This is a genomic window from Ruegeria sp. H6, assembly GCF_056532975.1.
Map to the genome: position 1 here is coordinate 129418 of NZ_JBQFOA010000004.1, position 26264 is coordinate 155681.

Here is a 26264-nt window from a genome sequence, read left to right on the forward strand (position 1 = left end):
GACACAGACGTAAAACTTCACTCTGCCGCGGCTTTTAGTTCCGGCCCCCCGTTGCGGATGACGGACAACAACTCCTCACGCCGTTTGGCGGCCTTGGCTTCGTTTTCCGACAGAACCGGGCCAAATCCCCGGATCTCAAGCGGCAACCGCGCCAGCGCCGAAATGGCGTCGCGGGTCTGAGGTGAAAGCTGCGGCAGAACCTCTTTCATGTCTTTCTCATACTGACGGATCAATGCCCGCTCCATCCGCCGTTCAGCGCTATAGCCAAAGATATCCAGCGGTGTTCCACGCAAGCGCTTGAACCGCGTCAGCATCCGCATCAGACCAAGCGACTTTTCACCGAATTCCCGTTTCGCCGGGCGGCCATTGCGAAGCTTGCCACCCAGAAGGGGTGGAGCCAGATGGAATTTCATCGCAAAATCACCCTCGAATTCGGCTGCGGCCTTGTCCCGCGTTTGCAACAGCAGTCGCGCCACTTCGTATTCGTCCTTGTAAGACAGCAGTTTGTGATAGCCCAGGGCAACCGCCTCGCGCACTTGCGTATCTTCGATGGCATCGACCAGCTTGCGATAACGTTTGGCCAATCCCTTGCCCTGATAGTCGATCAAATGGTTGACACGAAACTCAATCCGCTGGTCCACCGTCTTGGGCATCTCGGTCACGCCCTGCCCCAGAACGCCCAGCACATCCTGTGGATGCAGAACCGCCCAGCGACCAATGTCAAAGGCGCGCTTGTTTCGTTCGACCGCCGTGCCGTTCAGGTCGATGGCATCCTGAATGGCCGATAACGTGATCGGGATCAGCCCGCGCTGCCAGGCCGCCCCAAACACCATCATGTTTGAATAGATCGAATCTCCCATAACGGCTTTGGCCAAATCACTGGCGTCAAACAGATCGACGCCCTCTTTCAGACGGGCGCGCAAAGCCAGTTCAAGCTGATCGCTGGGGATCTGAAATTCAGTGTCTCGTGTGAAGTCGCCGGTGATGATCTCATGACTGTTGACAACTGCCCCGGTCACGCCGGTCTGGGTCAGGCCAAGAGTCTTTGCCCCGGCAGACACGACCAGATCACCACCGATCAGAGCATGCGCCTCACCCGTTGCAACGCGGATTGCACTGATGTCTTCGGGTCTGTTGGCAATGCGGCAATGGATGTGCACAGCACCGCCCTTTTGGGCAAGGCCAGCCATCTCCATCATGCCAGCGCCCTTGCCGTCGATCTGCGCCGCCTGCGCCAAAATGGCCCCGATGGTCACGACGCCGGTGCCACCAACGCCGGTGATCACGACGTTATGGGTGCCGTTGATGACCGGCAGATTGGGTTGCGGCAGATCCGGCAGTTCCAACTCGGTGGTCGCCTCTTTACGAGGAGTTGCCCCTTGGAGCGTCACAAAAGAGGGGCAGAACCCGTTCAGGCAGGAAAAATCCTTGTTGCAGCTGGATTGGTCAATGGCCCGTTTACGTCCAAGTTCTGTTTCCTTCGGCACGATCGATACGCAATTCGACTGAACGCCACAATCGCCACAGCCCTCGCAGATATCGGTGTTTATGAACACGCGCTTATCGGGATCGGGGAACGTGCCACGCTTGCGCCGGCGACGTTTCTCTGCCGCACATGTCTGAACGTAAACAATGACGGACACGCCGCTGATTTCACGATACTTTTCCTGCACCAACATCAGATCGGCGCGTTCGAATGTCTCGACCCCCGCAGGCAGAGCCTTGAAGTTCACATCTTCCTTTTCGTCATAGACCAGGGCCACATTCTCGACGCCCATCGCCTTGACTTCGGCCACAATGCGCTCAGCCGACAGGCTGCCTTCGTTTCCCTGCCCGCCGGTCATGGCAACCGCGTCGTTGAACAGGATCTTGAACGTGATCGTCGTGCCAGCTGCCAGCGCCGCCCGGATCGCTTGCACGCCCGAGTGGTTATAGGTCCCGTCCCCAAGGTTCTGAAAGACGTGACCCGTTGTCGAGAACGGCTCTTCTCCGATCCAGTTTGCTCCTTCACCGCCCATCTGCGTGAATCCGGTGGTTTCGCGGTCCATCCACTGCACCATGTAATGACAACCGATCCCCGCATAGGCTCGGCTGCCATCGGGCAATTTGGTTGACCTGTTATGCGGGCAGCCCGAACAGAAATAGGGCAGTCGCGCAGCGATCTCTTGTGCGTTGTCGGCGCGGCGGGCGTCAGAGAGTTTGGCAAGCCCCGCACGCACACCGTCGGTATCGCGCCCCTCTTCCAACAGAATACCGCCCAGTTTTTCGGCGATCATGATGGGGTCAAGCGCGTCACGGGTCGGGAACAGCTCTTCCCGGTGCAAGGCTCCGGCACCGCCCTTGTACCAGCCATAGACCCTGCGCCCGCGGCGGTCGTCAAAGATGGCTTCTTTGACCTGCACCTCGATCAGCTTGCGCTTTTCCTCGACTATGACGATCAGGTCCAAACCTTCGGCCCAGTCATGGAAGCCTTTCATATCCAAGGGGAAAGTTTGACCGATCTTATATGTTGTGATGCCCAGACGCTCGGCTTCGTTCTCGTCGATGTTCAATAGGGACATGGCGTGAACAAGGTCCAACCAGTTCTTGCCTGCGGCCACAAATCCGATCTTGGCCCCGGCCTTGCCCCAGACCCTCTTGTCCATCTTGTTGGCATGCGAGAAAGATTCAGCCGCGAAGCGTTTGTAGTCGATCACTCGCGCCTCTTGCAGGTGTGGTGTGTCCACAAGACGAATGTTCAACCCACCCTCGGGCATATCGAACTGAGGGGTCGCGATCTGCATCCTGTCCGGTGATCCATCGACCACCGAGGTCACTTCGATCGTGTCCTTCATGGTCTTCAGGCCGACCCAGACACCGGCAAAACGGCTGAGCGCGAACCCATAGAGGCCGTAATCCAGTATCTCCTGCACGCCCGCCGGGCTGACCACGGGCATGTACATGTCCACCAGCGACCATTCCGATTGGTGCAGCACGGTCGAGCTTTCGCCGGTATGGTCGTCGCCCATGGCCATCAACACGCCGCCGTGTTTCGCGGTGCCCGCCATGTTGGCGTGCCGCATCACATCACCTGACCGGTCCACCCCCGGCCCTTTGCCATACCAAAGGCCAAAGACACCGTCGAACTTGCCGTCGCCGCGCAGCCCCGCTTGCTGACTGCCCCAAAGGGAGGTCGCCGCAAGGTCTTCGTTCAGTCCGTATTGAAAGGTGACGTCATTTTCGGTCAGCGGCTTTTGCGCGCGCATCATCTGCTGATCAACGGCCCCAAGCGGCGATCCGCGGTATCCGGTCACCAATCCAGCCGTATTCAAGCCCGCTGCCCGGTCACGTTCTTTTTGCATCAGCATCAATCGCACCAACGCCTGTGTGCCGTTCAGCAATACCGGGCTTTTGGACAGGTCGAACCTGTCGTTAAGCGAAACTTTCGGCTGACTCATCTGACGTCTCCCCTCGTCGGATTAGTGTGCTTCAATATCGTGCATATTAGGTCACAAATGCTGACCTGTATAGCAAATTTCCCCTTATCCGTAACGATTTCCCTGTTTGATTGTGGAAATTGTTACGTGTTTCATATAGGTCAGCCGCAACATAACGAAAGTTGCGATGATGGATTGGGACAAGCTTAGAATATTTCACGCAGTTGCAGATGCAGGCAGCCTGACTCATGCCGGTGACAAGCTCAATTTGTCTCAATCCGCCGTGAGCCGTCAGATTCGCGCGCTTGAAGAATCGCTGGATGCCACCCTTTTTCACCGCCATGCCCGTGGTTTGATTCTGACCGAACAGGGCGAGTTGCTGTTTGATGCGACCTCTGCGATGTCCAAGCGCCTTGATGCCGCCGCCGCCCGTATCCGGGACAGCGAGGATGAGGTGTTCGGCGTTTTGCGCGTGACCACAACATTCGGTTTTGGCACGCTTTGGCTGGCCCCCCGTCTGCCGAAACTGTACGAAAAATATCCCGACCTGAACATCGATCTCATGCTTGAAGAGCGTGTCCTCGACCTGCCCATGCGCGAGGCGGATGTTGCGATCCGCATGAAAGAGCCCAGCCAGGCGGATCTGGTGCGCAAGCGGCTGATGACTGTCCAGATGCTGCTATACGCAACCCGCACCTATCTGGACACGCATGGCGGGCCACCGAAATCTCTTGAAGACATCGCCAAGCACCGGTTAATCTGTCAGACCCCCTCCGCCCCACAGGTTGGCGCCAGCGCATCCATGGTGCGGCACCTAATGACCTACAATCCAGGGTCCCTGATGACAGTGAACAACTATTTCGGCGTGTTGCAGGGCGTTTTGCACGATCTGGGGATCGGAGTGTTGCCTGATTACGTAACCGAAGATTTCCCGGATCTGGTTCCTGTCATCCCCGATATCGAGAGCGCCGACGTGCCGGTCTATCTGGCTTATCCTGAGGAATTGCGTCATTCGAAACGGATCGCCGCCTTTCGTGATTTCGTTCAGGATGAAATCATCGCGCACCGTAAGCAATTGCGGCAATTGGGAAAATTGTAGTTATGCACTCATAGCATAGCGGATTTGATCTTTTTACGACCGAAACACCTTGATCGTTCACAAACTGATCCCTAAATCAGCAATCGAAGGCGGTGATGCTGAAACGCTCATCATCTTCATACCTCCCTGTTGGACTATGGCCGAGCTTAGTGCTCGGCCTTTTTTTTGGTTTTTTGCCAATTCGGCCAGATCAAGCTGTCAAATCTTTGTGACTAACCCTATGATGCGGAAAAAACGACCAAATTCCGTATTTGAGGGCTAATCAATGTTCCACTCACTTCGCTTTGTTCTGTTATTGGTATCGGCGCTATTTGTCGCGATGCCGGCCTATGCGCAGGACAGTTCCTCGTCATCGTCCGTTTCCATCCCCGAAGATCTGACGCCTGAACAGGTTGATGATCTGGTCGCGCGTATGTCGGATGATCAGGTGCGGTCCATTTTGCTCGAACGCCTCGATGCGGTCGCCGAAAAGAATGCAGCCGAAGCAGAAGACCGCGAAGACCCAATCACCGAGATCAACGAGATCTGGACTGAGATGGTGGCGTCGTGGACCGAAGTCCTGATGACATTGCCCAACATTTTCCACGCTCAGGTCGATGCCGTCCAAAGCTTTACCGGCAAATTCGGCACCACCGGGGCCTTTGCCCTAATGGGCCTCGTCCTTAGCGTTCTGGTCGTCGGTTTCATCGCCGAAAAACTGTTCGAATTGCTGACCCGCCGCTGGCACGTGCAAAACGAAGCCGTGGCCGAGGGCGACCTTTGGGGGGCTGTCCGTTATCTGTTTGGCCGTTTCTGTCGCGAAATCGCGGGGCTTGTGGTTTTTTACGTGGTCATTCGTGCTGTTGGTCGCGGCCTTCTGTCGCCCGAACAGATCACCTATGCCGCGCCCTTTGTCTTTTATCTGATCTGGATTCCACGCCTTGGCGCCGCCGCATCCCGGTTTGTTCTTGCACCCAAAAAGCCGGAATTCCGCTTGGTCAATATCGACAACCACTGGGCTCAGTTCCTGCATCGTAACCTGATCGGCCTGCTGGTTCTGATCGGCTTCACCCTGTTCCTGCTGCACTTCAACCGGTTGAACGGCATCACAAGCGGTGAAACGCGCATCGGCTTCTGGCTGAACGCGGGCATTCACATCTATATCGGCGTGATCGCCTGGAAAGCCCGCGAAGGGCTGAGCCAGATGATGCTGGGCACCGACCCGGATCACACGCGCTTTGACGAGGAAGTGGCTAAGTACTACCCCTACTTCGCCATCGGTGTGTCAGCCGTGATCTGGCTGCTGGTTGAGTTTCTGGTTGCGCAGCGCAACCCGACATCGCTGGCATTGCTGGTTCAGGGCGCACATTTCGCCACCATGTTCTGGCTGCTCAGCGCCCCAGCCCTGGACACGCTGATCCGCGGGCTTGTGCGCCACCTGCAACCACCCCTGCAAGGCGTTGGCCCGGTGGCCGAGCGTGCCTATCGTTCCACGAAACGCAGCTATATCCGTATCGGTCGCGTGATCGCGGGGATTTTCGTGATCCTGATGATTGCCCGCGCCTGGGACCTCGATCTTCAGGAAATCGCCGGTGGCGGTGCTGAATCCGGCAGCAAGCTGATCCAGTTCTTCATCATTGCCGCGATCGGTTACATCATCAACGAGGTCGTCTCGCTGTGGATCAACCAACGCCTCGCCAAGGAACAGACAGCGTCTGAGCAAAGCCCTGATGAAGAAGCCGGCGAAGGCGGTGGTGCAGGCGGTTCGCGCCTGACTACGGTTCTGCCGCTGTTGCGGGTGACCGCGCAGGTCACGATTGCGGTGATCTTTGGTCTGCTGGCCCTTGGCGCTCTGGGCATCAATATCGCACCCCTGCTGGCCGGTGCCGGTGTTCTGGGCCTGGCCATCGGTTTTGGTGCCCAGAAACTTGTGTCCGATATCGTGGGTGGCATTTTCTTCCTGATCGACGATGCGTTCCGCGTGGGGGAATATGTCGATGTAGGCGGCACCACCGGCACGGTCGAGAAAATCTCGATCCGCTCGATGCAGCTGCGCCATCACCGCGGGCCGGTGCACACGATCCCTTATGGTGAAATACAAAAGCTGACCAATTACAGCCGCGACTGGGTCATCATGAAACTGAAATTCACCGTGCCGTTTGATACCGATCCCAACAAGGTCAAGAAGATCTTCAAGAAGATCGGTGCCGAGATGATGGAGGATGAGACCCACAAGGACGGCTTCCTGCAGCCTTTCAAGTCGCAAGGTGTGTTCGACTTTGACGATGTGGGCATGATCATCCGCGGCAAGTTCATGGCCAAACCGGGCAAGCAGTTCACGCTTCGCAAGGAAATCTTCAACCGCGTGAAGGCTTCGTTCAAGGAAAACGGCATCGACTTTGCCCGCCGCGAAGTCCGCGTCGCGATCCCGGGGTTGGACGAAGCTGACAACCTGACAGACGAACAGAAAGCCGCAGCGGGTGCCGCTGCTGCTGACGCCGTCAACAAGGGCCAGGCCCCGGCCTGATCCGGATTTGTCACGATCATTCAGCGGGTCTGGCCTATTCGCCGGGCCCGTTTTTCGTTGTCAGGTCCGCCCTGCGCCGACTTGACCCTTTCCACAGACGGCACCTTGCCCTACAAGGCGCGCAATCTCGGCCCATTTGGACACAGGACAGAAGATGCAAGAGCCCGCCATCACACCCGATCTGATCGCCGCCCATGGGTTGAAACCCGAAGAATACGACATGATCCTTGAGATCATCGGGCGCGAACCGAGTTTTACCGAGCTCGGCATCTTTTCAGCCATGTGGAACGAGCATTGTTCCTATAAGTCGTCCAAAAAATGGCTACGCACTTTGCCAACCTCTGGCCCGCAAGTGATCTGCGGTCCTGGTGAGAACGCGGGTGTGGTTGATATCGGTGACGGTCAGGCGGTGGTGTTCAAGATGGAAAGCCACAACCACCCCTCGTATATCGAACCCTATCAGGGTGCTGCGACCGGCGTGGGCGGCATCCTGCGCGATGTCTTCACCATGGGCGCGCGCCCCATTGCTTCAATGAACGCGCTGTCCTTTGGCGAACCCGGCCACCACAAGACCCGGCAACTGGTCAATGGCGTGGTCGAAGGTATCGGCGGCTATGGCAACTGTTTCGGCGTGCCTTGCGTCGGGGGCGAAGTGCGGTTTCACCCGGCCTATAACGGCAACTGCCTTGTGAACGCGTTTGCCGCCGGTTTGGCCGACAGCGATAAGATCTTCTACTCGGCTGCCTCCGGCGTCGGTATGCCCGTCGTTTATCTGGGTGCCAAGACAGGCCGCGACGGGGTGGGCGGCGCAACCATGGCCTCAGCCGAGTTCGACGACACCATCGAAGAAAAACGCCCCACCGTTCAGGTCGGCGACCCCTTCACCGAAAAGCGCCTGATGGAAGCCACGCTGGAGCTGATGCAAACCGGTGCGGTGATCTCGATCCAGGATATGGGTGCAGCAGGCTTGACCTGTTCTGCCGTTGAGATGGGCGACAAGGGCGGTCTGGGCGTGCGCCTTGATCTGGAAAACGTCCCCCAGCGCGAAGAGAACATGACCGCCTATGAGATGATGCTGTCGGAATCTCAGGAACGGATGCTGATGGTCCTCAAGCCAGAGCTTGAGGCAGAAGCTCGCGCCGTGTTCGAAAAATGGGACCTCGACTTTGCCATTGTTGGAGAGACAATCGCCGAGGACCGTTTCCTGATCATGCACAATGGCGAGGTCAAGGCGGATCTCGTTCTGTCCAAACTCTCCTCGACCGCGCCGGAATATGACCGTCCGTGGCAGCCGACCCCCGAGGCCGCACCGCTTGAGGATGTGCCCCAAATCGACCCGATCGACGGTCTGCGCGCTCTGCTCTCTTCGCCTAACTATGCGGGCAAGCAGTGGGTCTATGAGCAATATGACACCATGGTCATGGCCGACAGCGCCCGCACGCCCGGTTTGGGCGCGGGCATGGTTCGGGTGCATGGCACCGACAAAGTGCTGGCTTTCACCTCTGATGTCACCCCACGCTATGTCCGCGCCAACCCTGTTGAGGGCGGCAAGCAGGCGGTGGCCGAAGCCTATCGCAACCTGACCGCCGTCGGCGCCACGCCGTTGGCTACCACCGACAATCTGAACTTCGGCAACCCCGAAAAGCCCGAGATCATGGGCCAGTTCGTGGGTGCCATTCAGGGCATCGGCGCAGCCGTCGGCGCGCTGGATATGCCCATCGTGTCGGGCAACGTCTCGCTTTATAACGAAACCGACGGTCAGGCGATCCTGCCGACCCCCACGATTGGCGCTGTTGGGCTGCTGTCGCATGCGGATGAGATCATCGGAAACGAGGTCCGCGACGGCCATGTGGCGCTGGTCATCGGCGAGACCAACGGCCATCTGGGCCAATCCGCCCTTCTGGCCGAAGTGTTCAACCGCGAAGACGGGGACGCGCCCCATGTCGATCTGGACGCCGAAAAGCGCAACGGCGATTTCATCCGCGCCAACCGCCAGATGATCAAGGCCTGCACCGATCTGGGTGATGGCGGGCTGACCCTGGCCGCGTTCGAACTGGCCGAGGCGGCGGGCGTCGGCGTTTGCCTGGACGATGCAGCCACCGAGTTCCTGTTTGGTGAAGATCAGGCCCGCTATCTGGTCGCCTGCAACTTCGATCAGGCCGAGGCACTGATGATCGCCGCCGGTCAGGCTGGCGTTCCGCTGGTCTCGGTGGGCCGCTTTACCGGCGAAACAGTAAAGATCGGCAACTCCGAAGCGCCGTTGGCTGATCTGAAAGACACGTTCCGCACAAGCTTTGCCGAGGCCGTCGCGTAACCTGACAGCTTCTTCTCGTTCCAAATACGGAAATCCTGCGCCCGCCACTAGGTGCAGGATTTACCACTTTCCCGAGGCGCTGCCATCTTGCACGCCCCGCCCCATCGCTCTACATCTTGGGAAAGACTTTCAGGAGTAGACCTACATGCCGATGAGCGCCCACGAAATCGAGACCCTGCTGCGCCAAAGTTTCCCGGATGCGGACATCCAGGTTGGCGGGCAAGATGGCGTCCATATGTCCGCTATGGTCGTGGACGAAAGCTTTCGCGGCAAAAACCGGGTGCAACAACAACGCGCCGTCTATGCGGCCCTGAAAGGCAAGATGGACGGCCCGGACGGCGAACTGCACGCGCTGGCGCTGACCACCAAAGTGCCGGAATAGTGGACGATGCGTTCGGCTGGGTTCTTTGGAGACTTGTTTTCATCCTCTTTGATATCTTGAACTCAGTCACGATCATCGTATGTGATTTTCCCAAGTTGATGAAATACGGCCCCAGATACTGGCGTGTTATACGATCTATGAGACGCCGGGCCTTTGTAAGAAAATATGGCTGAGATTCTTAAGTGAACGACTGCGCCAGCCATCGAAGAAAAAAGGAAACGCGAAATGACTGACGTTAAGACCCAGATCGACGAAACCGTCAAAGCCAATGACGTAGTGCTGTATATGAAGGGCACCAAAGAGATGCCGCAATGCGGGTTTTCATCTCGCGTCGCAGGCGTCCTGAATTACATGGGCGTTGACTACACCGACGTGAATGTCCTGGCGGACGAAGAAGTACGTCAAGGGATCAAAGATTACTCTGACTGGCCCACCGTGCCGCAGCTCTACGTCAAGGGTGAGTTCGTGGGCGGCTGCGATATCATCACCGAAATGACTTTGTCGGGTGAATTGGACACGCTGTTCGACGACAACGCCGTCAGCTATGACAAAGATGCCGCCGACAAGATCCGCGAAGCGAACGCCTGATCCTATCTGCTGGTGCAGTCCTTGAACAATATGCGTTCAGGGGCTGTGCTGCTATTCGCCTGATGGGTTATCGTCGCGTCCCAACCCTTTGAGCGCAAAACATAAGTTCCGTCAGACCCGACGGATACGTAGCGTATTCCCGACCCGCTTCGGGCCTGCTGCATTGCGATCAGTTCACCGTCGATGACCATCGCCGCAGCACCAGCACCGTCGCTGCTGTTGAAATAGGAAATCGGCACTTGCGCGCCGTTTTCGCAGGAAAAAGTGACCGACAGAATATCTATCTCGGCAAGCGCCGGACCGGCAGCCAGCAAAGCTGTGGTGCCAAAAACAAGTGCGTTGAGCGTATTCATTTCGCAGATTTCTCTTCTATGACCGCCGCCAGAGCTTCGGCGCGGGCCGCCATTTCAGCCAGAGTGTCGGTCACCATCGGCGGCACAACGGCAACTTCAATCCGTTCCGGCTCGGGCGCCGGGGTGTTGCGTAATGCGGCAAGTTCCGCTTCGACCTCGGCAAGCCGGGTTTCCGCGGCCTTGACGCGCTCCTCCTGACCCGCTGTCTTGTCCGCCAGCATCAGCCCGGCCATCAACAGCATCCGCGCCTCGGGCATCCTGCCAATCTGATCGGCAAGAACCTGCGCCTCGTCATCCAGCATCCGCGCGGCCGTTTGCAGAAAAGCCTCTTCACCCTCTTGGCATGAGACTTCAAAGCCGCGGCCGCCGATATGAATTGTTACCTCAGGCATTACTCAACCTCCCCTTCGGCCAGGTTGGCCTGCGTCAACAGCGGCTCAAGCCGCGCCAATACCGCATGAGCCTCGGCAGCATCCGAAGCACGCGCCGCACGCGTCGCTTCAAGCTCAGCCGCCGTCGCGCGGTTAATCAATGCGGCATCCGGCACACCGCCTTCGGATGCCGCGCGCAATTCGTCCACAGCGGTGCGCAGCTCTTCGTTGGCTTTGCGCAGACGCTGCAAATCATCATCCAGTCGCGACATCGCGGCCCCGTGGCTGGTTCGCTCAGCGCGCAGCATCTCAAGCTCGGCGTTCAGCTCTTCGATGCGTTCGCTGTCGGCCAGCTCTGCGCGTAGTTTCGCCAATTCGGCATCCAGTTCTTCGGCCCGCGCTGCGGCGGATGTCAGCTGAGCGATCTCTCCGCGCAGGGTCTCAACCTCTTCGGACGCGCCCTGATTGGCTTGCAGGGCTTCAATCTCGGCCCTCAGAACGGCGACCTCATCGCTGTTGTCCAACGCGGCCTTGGCTTCGGCCAATTCAGCCCGCGCAGCTTCGACACTGGCCAGCTTTGACGTCGCCTCGGCCAGGTCCGCGCGCAGCTTGTCGGTCTCGCCATCCGCGGTGGGTTGATTGCGCAGGGCGTTCAATTCAACGCGCATCGCATCAACTTCCTGATCATGGCGTTCCTTGAGGCCCTTGAGGCGTTCTTCCAACTGCGCATTCGCCAGGCGTTCTTCTTCAAGCGTTGCCCGCAAAGTCTGATCGCCGCCCTCAACCGGTGCCGAGGGATGACCCAGGGCATCGATCCCGGTGCCTATCCGCTCCATCGCGGCCACGATACGACGTTGCAGTTCTTCGATCTGGCTCATGCCCCTGTCACCTCTTTACCAAGGTTCGTTCTCTTACACCCCAAGCCGAATCATGCCCGGTAGCAGCACAGCCTAGTTTAACGGAATGTCGTGGAAAATACCCACTGTTTGCTTTCAACGACTTGCGCAACACTGTTGAAGCGATCAAAGCGCGTTTTCTGCAGTTCTGCTTGCACTTTGGGGGGTGGATGGTATTCAGCCCGCAATCTGCCCGTAACCCAAAGGAATAACGCCCGTGGACCTGACTGCGCTGCGCAATGCCAACCCCGAACACTGGGACAAGGCGGCGGCTATCCGCACCCTGACCCTCGATGCTGTCGCCGCTGCCAATTCCGGCCATTCCGGTATGCCCATGGGCATGGCCGATGTTGCGACCGTTCTGTTTGAAAAGCACCTGAAGTTCGACGCCGCGAACCCCAGCTGGCCAGACCGGGATCGGTTTATTCTGTCTGCCGGGCACGGCTCGATGCTGGTCTATTCGTTGCTCTATCTGACGGGCCACGCCGACGTCACGCTGGATGAGATCAAGAACTTCCGCCAGCTGGGCGCCAAAACCGCGGGCCACCCCGAAAACTTCCTGGTCAATGGGATTGAGACCACCACAGGCCCGCTGGGTCAGGGTATCTCGAACGCTGTGGGCTTTGCCATGGCCGAGGAAATCCAGCGCGCGCATTACGGCAAAAAGGTTGTCGACCACTATACCTATGTCATCGCGGGCGATGGCTGCCTGATGGAAGGTGTCAGCCAAGAGGCGATTACGCTGGCCGGTCGGCACGAGTTGGGCAAGCTGATCGTGTTTTGGGACAACAACAACATCACCATCGACGGCACCGTCGATATCGCCGACCGCACTGACCAGGTGAAGCGCTTTGCAGCGTCGGGCTGGCAGGTGATCGAGATTGATGGCCATGATCCACAGGCGATCGACGCGGCGATTACCAAGGCCAAGTCGTCGAAAAAGCCTTCGATGATTGCCTGCGAAAGTCACATCGCCCTGGGGCACGCGGCGCAGGACACTTCGAAAGGTCACGGCGCTCTGACAGATCAGGATCAGTTGAAAGCGGCAAAGGAAGGCTACGGCTGGCCTCATGACGCGTTTGAAATTCCGGCCAATGTGAAATCCGCATGGGAAGCCATTGGCGCACGCGGCGCAACCGAACGCGCAGCATGGGAAGAGCGTTTTGCCACCCTGTCTGAACGTAAACAGGCCGAGTTCAACCGCGCCTATGCGTTTGAGGCACCAAAAAAACTGGCCGGTGCCATTCGTGCGTTCAAAAAGCAGACCTCGGAAGATCGGCCAAAATTGGCCACTCGTGCGTCGTCGGAGAAGGTTTTGAACGTCGTCAACCCGATCATGACAGAAACCGTCGGCGGTTCGGCGGACCTGACCGGGTCGAACAACACCAAGTCTGCGGACATGGGCGTGTTCCTGCCGGAAAACCGCAAAGGTCGCTATATCCACTACGGTATCCGCGAACACGGCATGGCGGCGGCGATGAACGGCATGGCGCTGCATGGCGGTATCCGCCCTTATGGCGGAACGTTCATGGCCTTCACCGACTATGCCCGCCCCTCTATGCGTCTGGCTGCGTTGATGAAGGTGCCGACTGTCTTCGTGATGACCCACGATTCCATCGGTCTGGGCGAAGACGGCCCGACTCATCAGCCGGTCGAACATCTGGCCATTTCGCGCGCGACGCCAAACACCTATGTGTTCCGGCCCGCGGATACGGTGGAAACCGCCGAGGCTTGGGAACTGGCGCTGACAGCTAAGGAAACCCCGTCGGTTCTGTCCCTGACCCGTCAGGGCGTGCCCACCGTTCGGACCGAGCACAAGACCAGGAACCTGACTGCGCAAGGCGCCTATGTTCTGGCCGAGGCCGAAAACAAGCGTCAAGCCATCCTGATCGCGACTGGTTCGGAAGTGTCACTGGCGATGGAAGCCAAAGCCCAACTTGAGGCCGAAGGCATCGGCACCCGCGTCGTCTCGATGCCGTGCATGGAACTGTTCGCGCAACAAGACGAAGCGTACCGCAAGCGCGTCCTACCCGCGGGCCCCGTGCGCGTCGGGATTGAAGCTGCCGTCCGCGCCGGCGGCTGGGATCGCTGGCTTCTGGGCGAGCGTGGCCGCGAGGCCAAGGCAGGTTTCATCGGCATGTCCAGCTTTGGCGCGTCCGCCCCGGCGGGCGAGTTGTATAAGCATTTCGGCATCACCACCGAAGCCACAGTTGCCAAGGTCAAGGAACTGCTGGGGCTGTAAAACAGACCCAGCTTATCGTGCAAAGGGCGGCTTTGGCCGCCCTTTTCCGTTTGGTTCAGGCGTCCAATTGCCTCTTTAGCGCGTCATAGGCTCTTTGCACGTAGTCCAAGCGCAACTCGTATTTTCCGCGCGGCACAATACCATCAGGTATTTGGCCCAACACTAGGGCCAGACACTGACGTAAATGGGTTCCGTACAGCGGAACATAACAAGCGGATTGACCAGTCAGACCGTTGTACATACGTCCAACGACCCAAGCATTCCGCTTTGCTGCCTGATCTGCAGTGTGAATACGAAATTCCAGGAACGTGCAGAGGTCGCGCGGCGCAAATGGCATCTCTTCCGCGCCAAGTTTCAGGATGGACAGGACGCGGTCTTTGCGGGTCTTAGCACGCCCGCGCAATACCGCGGTAAATCGCGTCGATACCTGTCGATAGATCGGCAAATCACCTAACAATTTGGGCATTCAATGCGCCGATGTCTTGCCGGATACCTGCGCAATCAAGGGTGCCAGCAACTTGGTCGCCACCGGGATCAGAACGAACCCCCAGGCCAGACCAAAGATACCGTCCATCGTGGCTTTGGAAATCCACTCGACCGCACCGCTCCATTGCTCGGATACGGAATGACCGATGGCATAGGCCCAGTCGTGGATATGGTGCCCCAACCAGCCAAAGCCCAGCACTTCCAGCCCGTGAATGACAATCGACCCACCGACCCACAGCATGGCCGCCGTGCCAACGATCGAGAGCACTTTCATCACCACAGGCATCGCCTTGACCAGACTGCGCCCAACTCCCCGACCGATGGGCGTTGGTGCGTTTTTCGCCAGGAACAGGCCCACATCATCCATCTTCACGATCAGCGCGACCGAACCATAGACGGCAACCGTCACCCCGATGCCTACAACGGCAAGGGTGGCGCCTTGCATCCAGATGTTTGGGGCCTCAATCGCGGCCAGCGCGATGGTCATGATTTCGGCCGACAGGATGAAATCGGTCTTGATCGCACCCCTGACCTTCTGCTCTTCCAAATGGCCCGGATCGCGGACTTTCATGTCCTGATCAATGACATGGCTGCCATGAGGAAAGAGGACGTGAAAGATCTTTTCAGCCCCTTCAAAACACAAGTAAGACCCACCCAGCATCAGCAGCGGCGTGATCAGCCACGGCGCAAAATTCGCAAGCAACAACGCAACCGGCAGCAGCAGAATGAGCTTGTTAAAAAACGACCCGCGCGCAATGCGCCAGATGATCGGCAACTCGCGCGCAGGTGCGAACCCCTGAACGTATTTCGGGGTCACCGCGGCATCGTCGATGATGACTCCGGCAGTTTTGGCCCCGGCCTTGCCCGCAGCCGCAACAACGTCGTCGACCGAAGCCGCTGCAACCTTGGCGATTCCTGCTACATCGTCCAACAGGGCCAAAAGACCACTCATCGCGCTTCCTTTCCGATCAATCGCTGCAGTTTGGACCCTACCTTATCCAACCGCTAGCGCAAGCGTTAGCGCAACCGCTTTGGTTTTGCGCTAACACGTTGCGAATATGCCGTTTTTCCTCTTTTGAGATTCATCATACGTGGCTATATCCCGAGCAACGCAAGCGCATCAGGAGGCGTCACATGACCATCAAGGTCGGCATCAATGGTTTTGGCCGCATCGGCCGTTGTACCCTGTCGCATATTGCCGCCTCGGGCCGCAATGACATCGAAGTCGTCAAAGTCAACGCCACCGGGCCGCTTGAAACCTCGGCGCATCTGCTGAAATACGACAGCATTCACGGTCGCTTCCCCCGTGACATTCGCGTTGACGGCAACACTATGGATCTTGGCCGTGGCCCGATGCAGATGTTTTCGACCTATGACATGAACGAGCTGGTTTGGGACGGCTGTGACGTTGTTCTGGAATGCACCGGCAAGTTCAACGACGGCCAAAAGGCAAAGACGCACCTGGAACGCGGCGCGCGAAAGGTTCTGCTGTCGGCCCCCGGCAAGAATGTGGACAAGACCATCGTGTTCGGCGTGAACCACAACAGCCTGACCGCCAATGACAACATGGTTTCGAACGGATCCTGCACCACCAACTGCCTGGCGCCGCTGGCCAAGGTACTGGACGAAGGCGTCGGCATTGAACATGGCATCATGACCACCATTCACGCCTATACCGGCGATCAGCCGACGCTCGACCGCCGTCATAGCGACCTGTACCGCGCACGCGCAGCTGCCATGTCGATGATCCCGACCTCAACCGGCGCGGCCAAAGCTTTGGGCGAAGTTCTGCCCAACCTCAAAGGGCGCCTGGACGGATCGGCCATCCGCGTGCCCACCCCGAATGTTTCTGCTGTTGATCTGACCTTCCGCGCCGGGCGCGACACCTCGACTGCCGAGATCAACGCCATCGTCGAAGAAGCCACCAAAGGCCCGATGCAGCGCGTTCTGGGTTACGAGCCCGCACCGCTGGTTTCCACTGATTTCAACCATACCGAGGAAAGCTCGATCTTTGCGCCCGATCAGACCCGCGTGGTTGATGACCGGATGGTGCGCGTGCTGGCCTGGTATGACAATGAATGGGGCTTCTCGGTTCGTATGGCTGACGTCGCCGTCGCCATGGGACGCCTTAACTGAGCCTTCGGACTTTGCTTGTAGCTTGATGCCCGCTCAGGTTATCTGGGCGGGCATTTCATGTTCGGGGCCTGAATGACAAATCAAATCGCAATCTGGCTGGGCATTCTCATCCTTGCCGCTGTGACTGTGGATGTCGTCTTATTCGGGCCCGAGCATCTGCTGTTTCTCGGCAAAAAGCTGTACGACTTTCTGGATTGGCTGGCCTTCTGGCGCTGAGCCTAGGCCAGACGCGCAAGAAGCGCTTCGTTCACGCGTGGGGTGACGAACTTGGACACGTCGCCACCGAGGCGCGCAATTTCCTTGACCAGTTTCGAGGCAATCGCCTGATGGCGCGCTTCGGCCATCAAAAAAACGGTCTCGACAGAATCGTCCAATGCGCGGTTCATGCCGACCATCTGAAACTCATATTCGAAATCCGCGACAGCACGCAGACCACGCACGATGATCTGAGCATTCACATCACGGGCACAATCAATCAGAAGGTTTTCAAAGGGATGCGCGACAATTTCGGTGCCCGTCTGCGCGCTGAGATGGGCGCATTCGGCCTCGATCATCTCAACACGCTCTTCCAACGAGAACAGCGGCCCCTTGTCCCTGTTGATCGCCACGCCAATGACCAGTTTGTCCACCAGCGCCGCGGCACGACGAATGATATCGATATGACCCAAGGTGATCGGGTCAAAAGTTCCGGGATATAGACCGACGCGCATCGGGGTCTCCTGCGCAATATTATTTCTCGCAGAAGCAATCACAAGATTGCTGCAGGTGCAAGGGTCGTTAGTGTCCCATGATCATGCCTTGAAGGGCATCTTTTTCCATCGCCAACTCGGCAAGCTGTGCCTTGACCACATCACCCAGCGTGACAATGCCGACCAGTTTGCCCTCTTCCAGCACGGGCATATGGCGAAAGCGGCCTTCGGTCATTTGCGATAGCACATCCTGAACCGAATCCTGCAGGGTTGCTGTCACCAACTCTCGGGTCATGTAGGACCGCACGGGTTTCAGAAGGCATCCGCTGCCGCTTGCTGCCAGTTCGCGCACGATGTCCCGTTCTGATAAAATCCCCGCCGCCGTCTTTCCACCGTCTTCCGACACGACGACGGTCCCGATGCGTTTGCTTGCCAGAACTTCCGCCGCTTGCGAAACGGTCACCGTGGGTTCAACGGTCACCACCCCGTCAGTGGACTTGGACTTGAGAATGGCCTGGACAAGCATCAGCAAAAACCTCCGGACTAACGTACTGTTTTACAAAGCGTTGCCGGAATGCGGTAATGTGTCAAGATGAAGCTTCAGCCTCAAGCCGCGCGACTTCTTCGCGAATGCCTTTGGTCAAGGCTTCGGCAAAGCGGTTCAACCGCTCGTTGCGCTTGTCGCCCTGATGACGCACAAGGTGAAAACTTCGGGTCAGACTGACCTGATCCGTCAGGATTTTCCGCAGGCCCGGGTGGAACGGCAACGTAAAATCGTGTGCCACGCACAAACCCGTGCTTTGTGACACCTGGCGCAGTTGGACCGAGACAGAATTCGATGCCAGCGCGACACGGTCGAGGCCGATGTCGTTGAGATAATCCAGTTCCCGATCAAAGATCATGTCCGGGATATAGCCGATAATCCGGTGATGACTCAGATCCTGCACCGTCTCAATCGGCGCGTGACGATCCAGATAGCCCTGCGTGGCCACCAGATGCAGCCGGTAGTCGGCGATGCGTTTGACCATTACACGCCCCGCAGTTGGCGCGCTTACAGTCACTGCCATATCGGCCTCGCGCTGCGACAGGTTGATGATCCGCGGCAGGGCCAGGATCTGTATGTCCAATTCAGGATTCGCGTCGCTGATCCGGGCACAAACCTGTGGCAGCAGGTAGTTGGCACAGCCATCCGGCGCGCCGATGCGTATCTGACCGCTCAGCGACTCGGTCGAGCGTGAAATTGCACCCGCCGCCGCCCGCATCGCCTCCTCCGCCTGCAATCCGTGTTCCATCAGACGTTCGCCTGCGGGGGTCAGAACATATCCCTGCTGCGATTTTGTGAACAAAACCGCGTCCAGTGACGCTTCTAGCCGTGCAATCCTGCGCCCTGCCGTGGCAGGATCGATCTTGAGCACCCTACCCGCCGCAGACAGGCTTTCCTCGCGCGCGATGGCAAGGAAAATGCGCATGTCATCCCAGTTTGGCGTCATCCCCAACCCTTGCATTTTTGCAAAACTCTTTTGAGACATTGCCTCTGTTCGCGGCATTCTTGCAAGTCTATTCTGCGCCCAAACACATCAGAGGAGTTTGCGATGAATGACCTGACCCACTTCCTGAACGGTGAAATGGTTGCCGGCACGTCCGGCCGGTTTGACGATGTCTTCAACCCTGCCACCGGCGAAGTTCAGTACAAATGCCCTATGGCCAGCGCGTCTGAAACGACGGCCGCCATCAAGGCAGCCGCAGCGGCGCAACCCGAATGGGGCGCGACCAACCCGCAAAAACGCGCGCGTGTGATGATGGCCATGGTCGGTCTGATGAACCGCGACATGGACAAGCTGGCCGAGGTTCTCAGCCGAGAGCACGGCAAAACCATTCCCGACGCCAAAGGCGATTTGCAGCGCGGTCTGGAAGTGATCGAATACTGCATCGGCGCGCCGCAAATGCTGAAGGGTGAGTTCACCGACAGCGCAGGCCCCGGCATCGACATGTATTCGATGCGTCAGCCGCTGGGTGTTGTGGCCTCGATCATGCCGTTCAACTTCCCTGCGATGATGCCGCTTTGGCATGTCGGCCCGGCGCTGGCCTGCGGCAATGCCGTGGTCCTGAAACCTTCGGAACGTGACCCGTCCGTTCCGTTGATGCTGGCCGAACTGTTTGTCGAGGCCGGTCTGCCCAAGGGCGTGTTCCAGGTGGTCAATGGCGATAAAGAGGCCGTGGATACCCTGCTGGACAGCGAGATCATCCAGGGCGTCAGCTTTGTCGGCTCGACCCCGATTGCGCATTACATCTATTCCCGCGCAACCGCCAACGGTAAGCGTGCGCAGTGCTTTGGCGGCGCCAAGAACCACATGATCGTGATGCCCGATGCCGATCTCGATCAGGCCGCAGATGCGTTGGTCGGGGCCGGATTTGGCGCTGCAGGCGAACGCTGCATGGCGATCTCGGTGGCTGTCCCTGTGGGTGAAGAGACGGCGGACAAGCTGATCGAAAAGCTGATCCCCCGTGTCGAAAACCTGAAAGTTGGCCCCTACACTGCGGGCGACGATGTCGACATGGGTCCGGTCGTGACCGGAGCCGCGAAAGAACGTATTCTAGGCCTGATCAACTCGGGCGTGGAACAGGGTGCAAAGCTGGTTGTCGACAACCGCGATTTCAGCCTGCAAGGTTATGAGGATGGGTTCTTCGTCGGCCCCCACCTGTTCGACCATGTGACCCCCGAGATGGACATCTACAAACAGGAGATCTTTGGCCCTGTCCTGTCCACGGTTCGCGCGGGTTCGTATGAAGAAGCGCTGAAACTGGCCATGGACCACGAATATGGCAACGGCACCGCGATCTTTACCCGCGATGGTGACACAGCCCGCGATTTTGCCAGCCGGATCAATATCGGTATGGTCGGCATCAACGTCCCGATCCCGGTTCCGTTGGCTTACCACACCTTTGGCGGTTGGAAGAAATCCATGTTCGGCGATCTGAACCAGCATGGACCGGACAGCTTCAAATTCTACACGCGCACCAAAACCGTGACGTCCCGCTGGCCGTCCGGGATCAAGGAAGGTGGCGAGTTCAACTTTAAGGCCATGGACTAAGATATTGACAACAAAGGCCGCTCATTCGGGCGGCCTTTTTTTCTTCCTGCAATCATCCGCTTTGAGAACTTCCATTTTGCTCAAAGCCGATTGATCCGGCACAGTGCCGGATTTCAATGCTTGCAGGAAAAGTCGCGTTCTCACGAAAATATCAGTCTGCCGATCTTCTCGGATACGCTACAAACACCTAAATAGCAGTCAAAATGCGAGCAGATCCGAGGAGACTCAGGTGTCAAAATCCCCAATCAGCCGTCGCTCCGCCTTGCTGGGGCTTGCGTCCACTTTGGCCACGCCCGCTCTGGTGCGGGCCCAAAGCGTTGACGCGTTTCCGCAAGACGAGGAAGCCATCAGCACCCAATTGCCAGTTAGGCGCAATGTGTCGTCATTCTCGCAGCAGAACTGGCAGGACCACTTTGACGAGCTGGGCGCAGGTTGTCTGCTGGCCGATATCACCAGCCGCGCAGTGCACTATTGGGGGCCAGACGGGACCTACAAACTCTATCCCAGTTCCGTTCCGATGAGCGAAGAGTTGACCAAGCGGGGATACACGAAGGTCGTGCGCAAGACCGAATACCCAAGCTGGACGCCGACCGCCTCGATGCGTGAGCGTGACCCATCCTTGCCGCTGCGTATGGAAGGTGGCGACCCGGGCAACCCATTGGGCACTCGCGCCATGTATCTGGGCTGGCCTGCCTATCTGGTGCACGGCACCCATGACACGCGTAAGATCGGACGGCAGAGCTCGTCCGGCTGCATAGGGCTCTATAACCAGCATGTTGAAGAGCTCTATCCGCTGGTGCAGATCGGAACTCAGGTCCGCCTCGTGTAACAAAGAAAAGCCCCGGCACAATGACCGGGGCTTTGTCTTGAGGGGGTTTGGAAGAATTATTCCGGCAGAATAACCGCGTCGACGACGTGGATCACGCCATTGCTGGCCTCAATGTCCGGCTGCACGACTTTGGCATCGTTGACCTTGACGCCGTTCTTTGCATTCACGCTCAGCCGGTCGCCCTGAACCGTCAGAACCTTGGCCCGCTTGCCGGCAATATCGCCGGACATAACTTTGGCCGGAACCACGTGATAGGTCAGGATCGACACCAGTTGGTCCTTGTTCTCTGGCAGAAGCAGCGATTCAACCGTCCCTTCGGGAAGCGCCGCAAAAGCCTCATCGGTGGGTGCAAAAACCGTAAACGGGCCATCGCCTTTCAACGTATCGACCAATCCTGCCGCCTGAACCGCAGCCACCAGCGTTTTGAATGAACCCGCAGACACTGCGGTGTCTACGATATCAGCAGCCTGAGCTTTGATCGGCAGGGCCAGTGCGATTGCAGCGGCAGCGCCCATAAATGTGCGACGAAACATGGCTGTCTTCTCCTCTCCAGCTTGTTATGGAAAGGGGTACGGCACCATCGCCGGGCCGGATCAATATTGGTTCACGTTTCTTTGAGCTGAACCCAGATGCTTTGCGCCCGTCCGTCCGCCAGAAACGGCAATTCTTCGACCGCGTCGGGGCGTGTTTGTTGCAAGAAGTACCCCGGCCAAAGCATTGAAAACCTGTTAGATTGCAGCAATGCGTGCAGCATGTACTGCTCTCCCCAGCCCGGACAGTCATAAAAGAACCGCTTGGGGTATTCGAAGGGTAAAAAAACATCGTGCACGTGGATGACAACGCCCGGTTTCAGCGCCGGAATAATGCGACAGAACAGATGCGCGACGTCATTGCTCATCCGAACGACATGGCTTGAATCGATAAACAGAACGTCCCCCGCTTCGAGGGTTCCGAACAACGCAGGATCGGCGTCCTCCAGCCGTTTCTGCTCGAACCGGTCGACCACATGGGCGATGTCAGCACGTGGATACGGGTCGATTGCGGTGATTTCGGTGTCCAACCCGCCGTCAATGATGGCCTGCCGTGTGACTCGGGTCGAGTTGCCGCACCCAACCTCGATCACGCGTTTGGGCTGAAACCGGCGGATCATCAGATACAGGGCGTCTGCATCCGGGCTGTCGTAGTACCCGTTGCCAATCCGATACCCTGTCTGGTTTCGCTCCGGGTCCTTCAACGCCTCAAGCGCAGCGGAATGTGTGCGGAATTCATCAACCAGTTGCGTGATGTCGAAACCGTCCATCCCCGGGGACAATGCATAAGCCGGACGGGTCAGACCACCTGCCTGTTCAAATGCCTCAAGCCGGGCACGTTCTTCCTGCTCGATGGACTTATCGACCAGTTTGACCCCCAACTCGTCAAGGGCGGCATTGATCTGAGGGAACTTCCTGGGTTTCACACGCGGCTCCATTTCCGGTTTCGCGCCCTGCATACCGTTGCCAAGCGGGGCACCGCAAGCCGTGCAACGTCAAACCCTTGGCAAAACGCCAATTTCCGTATTGACTGGTTGAACCCGAACCACGAGGTGCGCCATGCAGCAGGAATTTACGCTGGGTATCGAAGAAGAATACCTGTTGGTCGATCGCGACAGTCTGCATCTTGCCGAAGCGCCCGCCGCCTTGATGGAGGCGTGTCAGACCGACTTCCAAGGTCAAGTCAGCCCCGAATTCCTGCAATGCCAGATTGAGGTCGGAACCCGCCCGCACACCACGATCAAGGGTGCACGCGAGGACCTCAAGCGCCTCCGGTCCTGCGTGGCCGAGCGGGCAGCGGATTACAACCTGTCTCCGATTTCCGTATCCTGCCACCCTTTTGCAAATTGGAAGGATCAGCACCATACGCGCAAAGAGCGCTACGATGCGCTGCAACACGCCCTGGGCGGTGTTGCGCGGCGGATGCTGATTTGCGGGATGCATGTCCATGTCGGGGTCGAGGAACCCGCGATGCGGGCCGATCTGATGCCGCAACTTTCGTATTTTCTTCCGCACCTGCTGGCGCTGTCCACCTCCTCGCCCTATTGGAGTGGTGAGGACACCGGGCTGTCCTCGTACCGGTTGACGGTCTTTGACAACCTGCCCCGCACCGGTTTGCCCCCCAATTTCACCAGTTGGGCCGAATATGAACGCACCACAGGCGCGCTGGTTGAGCTTGGGGTGATAGAGGACACGACAAAGATCTGGTGGGACCTGCGGCCATCGCATCGCTTTCCGACGCTTGAAACCCGCATCATGGATGTACAGCCCCGCTTAGAGCATACCTTGTCGCTCGCCGCACTGGTCCAGGCGCTGACACGGATGCTGTGCCGGCTCAAGGCCCGAAATCTGCGCTGGCGCCAGTATGACCAGTTTCTGATCGGCGAAAACCGCTGGCGCGCGCAACGATATGGCGTGGGCGAAGGCCTGATCGATTTCGGTGACCGTTCGATCAAACCCATGTCAGAATTGATGGGCGAGCTTATGGGAATGCTCGCCGAAGACGCCGAGGCGCTGGGCACGATGACAGAACTGGCCCGGCTGCGTCAGGTGGCTGAAAACGGCACCTCAGCCACGCGTCAGCGCCGGGTCTATGCCGAGGCCTCTGCCAGCGGTCAGGACCCCGGCAAAGCGGTGGTGCGCCACCTGATCGAAGAGTTTCATGCGGACCTCTAAACCTCGGCCAGAATTTTTTTGATCCGGTCCGCCACCGGTTCATACAGGTCCCGATCTTTCCAATATCCGTTATGCGACAACGGGTTCCAGGACGTGAAGATCTTTCCGGCGTTGATCGAGATATCCTTGAGCTTTTTCTCTTTAACCAGTTTCTCATAGCTGGGCGCGCTTTTGCCCAAGGGAAATCCCAGCACGTCGTGCTTGTCATAGTAATTGTGCCACCACGTTCTGAATTGCAGGTTTTGCGGCAAATCCCGGTTTGGCGCCTGGATCGGTTCGATTTTCCCTTCGGGATAAGCAAACAGGAAGATCGGAATGTTGCACCCGAACGTGACAAGCCCCGCAACCGTTTGCATGTTTTCCAAGGGTGTCGTGTGGGAGGGTGTGCCGCCATTTCGCAAATGGGATTGCAGGTCATAGATGTAGTTCGACATGATATGCCCACCCAGGGAATGCGCCAGGATCAGCACCGGGGCGTTTGGCCCAACCTCGTTCTGCACCTCGCTGACCACCTCTTCGATCTTCTTGTGAATGGCCGAGTAGGTCTGATCTGAATCATCCGGGGTCGTTCGGTAAGACGCGGCATCGGACAGATTGCACACAACAAACTCGCGCAGTTTGTCATAGCCCAGGCTGGGTTTGATCTTCCTCAGATACGCTTTCTGCCGTTTCTGCAAAATCGGTGCCCAAACGACCTCTTGCCATTCAACCTTGTCCATATCCGCGCCGACTTGCCGGGCCACACGCTTTTTCAAATCTTTTGAAAAGGTCGCTTCCGTCGGTGGCGGTTGCTTGCCTCTTCTTGACTGGCTTCCCATTCCATGAATGGCGATCACGGCCATTTTCTTGTTCGACATCACAAGGCTCCGGCAAATTGGTTTTTCGAATTCGGCGAGTATAGGGCAATCGCAAATATCTCCAAAGTTGAGCGCGCGGATTGTTGCTATTGCAAAATTTCTGAAAGAATCGGAAAATAAAACGCTTGTTCAATTCTTCAGCATTCAGGGGCTTATCATGGATTTCGCGTTGACCGAGGAACAGACCGCCATTTTCGACATGGCTTATGCCTTTGGCCAGGAACATGTCGCCCCTTACGCGCGCCAGTGGGAGGCAGAAGGCACGATCCCGAAAGAGCTCTGGCCCTTGGTGGGCGAGCTTGGTTTTGGCAGCCTTTATGTTTCCGAAGACTCCGGCGGCTCGGGCTTGTCACGGCTTGATGCGACCCTTGTGTTCGAGGCCCTGTCCATGGCCTGCCCCTCGGTCGCCGCGTTTTTGTCCATTCACAACATGTGCGCCAAGATGCTGGACAATTGCGCCAGCGAAGACCTCAAGGCGCGGATCATGCCCGATATCCTCAGCATGCAGACCGTCCTCAGCTATTGCCTGACCGAACCCGGGTCGGGCTCGGACGCGTCCGCGTTGAAAACCCGTGCCGAGCGCACGAATGAAGGCTACACCCTGAACGGGACCAAAGCCTTTATCTCGGGCGGGGGGTATTCGGATGCCTATGTCTGCATGGTGCGCACCGGAGAGGACGGCCCCAAAGGCATCTCGACAGTTTATGTCGAAGATGGGACGCCAGGGCTCAGCTTTGGGGCGCTGGAACAGAAGATGGGGTGGAAAAGCCAACCCACCGCGCAGGTCCAGTTCGACGATTGCAAGATACCCGCGGGCAATCTTGTCGGGAACGAGGGCGACGGTTTCAGATACGCGATGATGGGTCTGGATGGCGGGCGGCTGAACATCTCGGCCTGCTCGTTGGGCGCGGCCCAACACGGGTTGGACATGACGCTGCAATACATGTCCGAGCGTAAGGCCTTTGGCAAATCCATCGACCAGTTTCAGGCGCTGCAATTCCGGCTTGCGGATATGGAGATCGAATTGCAGGCCGCCCGCACCTTTCTGCGCCATGCCGCATGGAAGCTGGATCAAGGTGCCCCGGATGCCACCAAATTCTGCGCTATGGCCAAAAAATTCGTAACCGAGGTGGGCTCCAAAACCGTGGATCAATGCCTGCAACTGCATGGTGGCTACGGCTATCTGGCCGATTATGGGATCGAAAAGTTAGTGCGCGATCTGCGTGTACATCAGATATTGGAAGGCACGAATGAGATCATGCGCGTGATCGTCGCGCGCCAGATGCTGTCCAACCGCTGAGGC

The 26264-nt window shown here is 58.0% G+C and carries 24 protein-coding genes; 12 read left to right on the forward strand and 12 right to left on the reverse strand.

Annotated features, from left to right (window positions below):
• Positions 1-17 precede the first annotated feature (17 nt).
• Positions 18-3437 (reverse strand): indolepyruvate ferredoxin oxidoreductase family protein, encoded by a 3420-nt coding sequence (locus tag ACR0AG_RS10230; RefSeq protein ID WP_480838432.1) that lies wholly within the window; start codon positions 3435-3437, stop codon positions 18-20.
• Positions 3438-3606: 169 nt separating this feature from the next.
• Here ACR0AG_RS10230 and ACR0AG_RS10235 point away from each other — a divergent pair, with 169 nt between their 5' ends.
• From ACR0AG_RS10235 to grxD, 5 genes are all read left to right on the forward strand, one after another.
• Positions 3607-4515 carry a LysR family transcriptional regulator gene (locus ACR0AG_RS10235; RefSeq protein WP_480838657.1) on the forward strand — a complete coding sequence of 303 codons (909 nt, stop codon included), beginning with the start codon at positions 3607-3609 and terminating at the stop codon, positions 4513-4515.
• A gap of 265 nt (positions 4516-4780) precedes the next feature.
• The gene (locus tag ACR0AG_RS10240; RefSeq protein ID WP_480838434.1) at positions 4781-7021 is read left to right on the forward strand and encodes a mechanosensitive ion channel family protein; all 2241 of its coding nucleotides are present in this window, start codon (positions 4781-4783) and stop codon (positions 7019-7021) included.
• Positions 7022-7175: 154 nt separating this feature from the next.
• Complete coding sequence (gene purL, locus ACR0AG_RS10245) at positions 7176-9335, forward strand: phosphoribosylformylglycinamidine synthase subunit PurL (protein ID WP_480838436.1); 2160 nt, start codon at positions 7176-7178, stop codon at positions 9333-9335.
• Positions 9336-9480: 145 nt separating this feature from the next.
• Entirely contained in the window at positions 9481-9717 is a 237-nt protein-coding gene (locus tag ACR0AG_RS10250) for a BolA/IbaG family iron-sulfur metabolism protein (RefSeq protein ID WP_480838438.1), read from the forward strand.
• 225 nt (positions 9718-9942) lie between these two features.
• Complete coding sequence (gene grxD, locus ACR0AG_RS10255) at positions 9943-10305, forward strand: Grx4 family monothiol glutaredoxin (protein WP_480838440.1); 363 nt, start codon at positions 9943-9945, stop codon at positions 10303-10305.
• A 2-nt stretch (positions 10306-10307) separates the two neighbouring features.
• Here the strand turns inward: grxD and ACR0AG_RS10260 are convergent, their stop codons facing one another.
• From ACR0AG_RS10260 to ACR0AG_RS10270, 3 genes are read right to left on the reverse strand one after another with little or no spacing between them, the layout of a single operon-like run.
• The gene (locus ACR0AG_RS10260) at positions 10308-10658 is read right to left on the reverse strand and encodes an MliC family protein (protein WP_480838442.1); all 351 of its coding nucleotides are present in this window, start codon (positions 10656-10658) and stop codon (positions 10308-10310) included.
• Positions 10655-11050, reverse strand: coding sequence for a cell division protein ZapA (locus ACR0AG_RS10265; RefSeq protein WP_480838445.1), 396 nt, complete (start codon positions 11048-11050; stop codon positions 10655-10657). Before ACR0AG_RS10265 ends, ACR0AG_RS10260 begins: the two co-directional genes overlap by 4 nt.
• Positions 11050-11907, reverse strand: coding sequence for a hypothetical protein (locus ACR0AG_RS10270; RefSeq protein WP_480838447.1), 858 nt, complete (start codon positions 11905-11907; stop codon positions 11050-11052). Before ACR0AG_RS10270 ends, ACR0AG_RS10265 begins: the two co-directional genes overlap by 1 nt.
• A 235-nt stretch (positions 11908-12142) precedes the next feature.
• On the opposite strand from ACR0AG_RS10270, the gene tkt reads away from it, so the two are divergent.
• Positions 12143-14167, forward strand: a complete 2025-nt coding sequence (gene tkt / locus ACR0AG_RS10275) for a transketolase (RefSeq protein WP_480838449.1) — start codon at positions 12143-12145, stop codon at positions 14165-14167.
• A 55-nt stretch (positions 14168-14222) separates the two neighbouring features.
• On the opposite strand, the gene ACR0AG_RS10280 is transcribed toward tkt, so the two are convergent.
• Both ACR0AG_RS10280 and ACR0AG_RS10285 read right to left on the reverse strand, forming a co-directional pair.
• Positions 14223-14633 (reverse strand): hypothetical protein, encoded by a 411-nt coding sequence (locus ACR0AG_RS10280; protein ID WP_480838451.1) that lies wholly within the window; start codon positions 14631-14633, stop codon positions 14223-14225.
• Positions 14634-15605 carry a DUF808 domain-containing protein gene (locus ACR0AG_RS10285; protein ID WP_480838453.1) on the reverse strand — a complete coding sequence of 324 codons (972 nt, stop codon included), beginning with the start codon at positions 15603-15605 and terminating at the stop codon, positions 14634-14636.
• A gap of 182 nt (positions 15606-15787) precedes the next feature.
• On the opposite strand from ACR0AG_RS10285, the gene gap reads away from it, so the two are divergent.
• Together gap and ACR0AG_RS10295 are read left to right on the forward strand one after the other, a co-directional pair.
• Positions 15788-16789 (forward strand): type I glyceraldehyde-3-phosphate dehydrogenase, encoded by a 1002-nt coding sequence (gene gap / locus ACR0AG_RS10290; RefSeq protein WP_480838455.1) that lies wholly within the window; start codon positions 15788-15790, stop codon positions 16787-16789.
• A 72-nt stretch (positions 16790-16861) separates the two neighbouring features.
• Positions 16862-17005, forward strand: coding sequence for a hypothetical protein (locus tag ACR0AG_RS10295; protein ID WP_480838457.1), 144 nt, complete (start codon positions 16862-16864; stop codon positions 17003-17005).
• A 2-nt stretch (positions 17006-17007) separates the two neighbouring features.
• On the opposite strand, the gene coaD is transcribed toward ACR0AG_RS10295, so the two are convergent.
• The 3 genes from coaD to ACR0AG_RS10310 form a co-directional block, all read right to left on the reverse strand.
• Positions 17008-17499, reverse strand: coding sequence for a pantetheine-phosphate adenylyltransferase (coaD, locus tag ACR0AG_RS10300; protein ID WP_480838459.1), 492 nt, complete (start codon positions 17497-17499; stop codon positions 17008-17010).
• 67 nt (positions 17500-17566) lie between these two features.
• On the reverse strand, positions 17567-18004 hold the full coding sequence (locus tag ACR0AG_RS10305; protein ID WP_480838461.1) for a CBS domain-containing protein: 438 nt from the start codon (positions 18002-18004) through the stop codon (positions 17567-17569).
• A 61-nt stretch (positions 18005-18065) separates the two neighbouring features.
• Positions 18066-18968 carry a LysR family transcriptional regulator gene (locus tag ACR0AG_RS10310; protein ID WP_480838463.1) on the reverse strand — a complete coding sequence of 301 codons (903 nt, stop codon included), beginning with the start codon at positions 18966-18968 and terminating at the stop codon, positions 18066-18068.
• Positions 18969-19070: 102 nt separating this feature from the next.
• On the opposite strand from ACR0AG_RS10310, the gene ACR0AG_RS10315 reads away from it, so the two are divergent.
• Positions 19071-20570: a CoA-acylating methylmalonate-semialdehyde dehydrogenase gene (locus tag ACR0AG_RS10315; RefSeq protein ID WP_480838465.1), complete on the forward strand. Its 1500-nt coding sequence runs from the start codon at positions 19071-19073 to the stop codon at positions 20568-20570.
• Between the two features lie 229 nt (positions 20571-20799).
• On the forward strand, positions 20800-21399 hold the full coding sequence (locus ACR0AG_RS10320) for a L,D-transpeptidase (RefSeq protein ID WP_480838467.1): 600 nt from the start codon (positions 20800-20802) through the stop codon (positions 21397-21399).
• 56 nt (positions 21400-21455) lie between these two features.
• Here the strand turns inward: ACR0AG_RS10320 and ACR0AG_RS10325 are convergent, their stop codons facing one another.
• Both ACR0AG_RS10325 and ACR0AG_RS10330 read right to left on the reverse strand, forming a co-directional pair.
• Positions 21456-21932 (reverse strand): fasciclin domain-containing protein, encoded by a 477-nt coding sequence (locus ACR0AG_RS10325; protein ID WP_480838469.1) that lies wholly within the window; start codon positions 21930-21932, stop codon positions 21456-21458.
• Positions 21933-22003: 71 nt separating this feature from the next.
• A complete protein-coding gene (locus ACR0AG_RS10330; protein ID WP_480838471.1) occupies positions 22004-22888 on the reverse strand; it encodes a class I SAM-dependent methyltransferase in 885 nt (294 codons plus the stop codon).
• Positions 22889-22988: 100 nt separating this feature from the next.
• On the opposite strand from ACR0AG_RS10330, the gene ACR0AG_RS10335 reads away from it, so the two are divergent.
• Positions 22989-24104: a carboxylate-amine ligase gene (locus ACR0AG_RS10335; RefSeq protein ID WP_480838473.1), complete on the forward strand. Its 1116-nt coding sequence runs from the start codon at positions 22989-22991 to the stop codon at positions 24102-24104.
• Here ACR0AG_RS10335 and ACR0AG_RS10340 read toward each other — a convergent pair.
• Entirely contained in the window at positions 24101-24823 is a 723-nt protein-coding gene (locus ACR0AG_RS10340; protein WP_480838475.1) for a hypothetical protein, read from the reverse strand. The genes ACR0AG_RS10335 and ACR0AG_RS10340 overlap by 4 nt on opposite strands.
• Positions 24824-25118: 295 nt before the next feature.
• Here ACR0AG_RS10340 and ACR0AG_RS10345 point away from each other — a divergent pair, with 295 nt between their 5' ends.
• A complete protein-coding gene (locus ACR0AG_RS10345; RefSeq protein WP_480838477.1) occupies positions 25119-26261 on the forward strand; it encodes an acyl-CoA dehydrogenase family protein in 1143 nt (380 codons plus the stop codon).
• The last annotated feature ends 3 nt before the right edge of the window (positions 26262-26264 follow it).

Bases quoted from the DNA above. Each gene is read 5' to 3' on its own strand.
- ACR0AG_RS10230 (WP_480838432.1), bottom strand. From the start codon at position 3,437: ATGAGTCAGCCGAAAGTTTCGCTTAACGACAGGTTCGACCTGTCCAAA.
- ACR0AG_RS10235 (WP_480838657.1), top strand. From the start codon at position 3,607: ATGGATTGGGACAAGCTTAGAATATTTCACGCAGTTGCAGATGCAGGC.
- ACR0AG_RS10240 (WP_480838434.1), top strand. From the start codon at position 4,781: ATGTTCCACTCACTTCGCTTTGTTCTGTTATTGGTATCGGCGCTATTT.
- purL (WP_480838436.1), top strand. From the start codon at position 7,176: ATGCAAGAGCCCGCCATCACACCCGATCTGATCGCCGCCCATGGGTTG.
- ACR0AG_RS10250 (WP_480838438.1), top strand. From the start codon at position 9,481: ATGCCGATGAGCGCCCACGAAATCGAGACCCTGCTGCGCCAAAGTTTC.
- grxD (WP_480838440.1), top strand. From the start codon at position 9,943: ATGACTGACGTTAAGACCCAGATCGACGAAACCGTCAAAGCCAATGAC.
- ACR0AG_RS10260 (WP_480838442.1), bottom strand. From the start codon at position 10,658: ATGAATACGCTCAACGCACTTGTTTTTGGCACCACAGCTTTGCTGGCT.
- ACR0AG_RS10265 (WP_480838445.1), bottom strand. From the start codon at position 11,050: ATGCCTGAGGTAACAATTCATATCGGCGGCCGCGGCTTTGAAGTCTCA.
- ACR0AG_RS10270 (WP_480838447.1), bottom strand. From the start codon at position 11,907: ATGAGCCAGATCGAAGAACTGCAACGTCGTATCGTGGCCGCGATGGAG.
- ACR0AG_RS10280 (WP_480838451.1), bottom strand. From the start codon at position 14,633: ATGCCCAAATTGTTAGGTGATTTGCCGATCTATCGACAGGTATCGACG.
- ACR0AG_RS10285 (WP_480838453.1), bottom strand. From the start codon at position 15,605: ATGAGTGGTCTTTTGGCCCTGTTGGACGATGTAGCAGGAATCGCCAAG.
- gap (WP_480838455.1), top strand. From the start codon at position 15,788: ATGACCATCAAGGTCGGCATCAATGGTTTTGGCCGCATCGGCCGTTGT.
- ACR0AG_RS10295 (WP_480838457.1), top strand. From the start codon at position 16,862: ATGACAAATCAAATCGCAATCTGGCTGGGCATTCTCATCCTTGCCGCT.
- coaD (WP_480838459.1), bottom strand. From the start codon at position 17,499: ATGCGCGTCGGTCTATATCCCGGAACTTTTGACCCGATCACCTTGGGT.
- ACR0AG_RS10305 (WP_480838461.1), bottom strand. From the start codon at position 18,004: ATGCTTGTCCAGGCCATTCTCAAGTCCAAGTCCACTGACGGGGTGGTG.
- ACR0AG_RS10310 (WP_480838463.1), bottom strand. From the start codon at position 18,968: ATGACGCCAAACTGGGATGACATGCGCATTTTCCTTGCCATCGCGCGC.
- ACR0AG_RS10315 (WP_480838465.1), top strand. From the start codon at position 19,071: ATGAATGACCTGACCCACTTCCTGAACGGTGAAATGGTTGCCGGCACG.
- ACR0AG_RS10325 (WP_480838469.1), bottom strand. From the start codon at position 21,932: ATGTTTCGTCGCACATTTATGGGCGCTGCCGCTGCAATCGCACTGGCC.
- ACR0AG_RS10330 (WP_480838471.1), bottom strand. From the start codon at position 22,888: ATGCAGGGCGCGAAACCGGAAATGGAGCCGCGTGTGAAACCCAGGAAG.
- ACR0AG_RS10335 (WP_480838473.1), top strand. From the start codon at position 22,989: ATGCAGCAGGAATTTACGCTGGGTATCGAAGAAGAATACCTGTTGGTC.
- ACR0AG_RS10340 (WP_480838475.1), bottom strand. From the start codon at position 24,823: ATGGACAAGGTTGAATGGCAAGAGGTCGTTTGGGCACCGATTTTGCAG.
- ACR0AG_RS10345 (WP_480838477.1), top strand. From the start codon at position 25,119: ATGGATTTCGCGTTGACCGAGGAACAGACCGCCATTTTCGACATGGCT.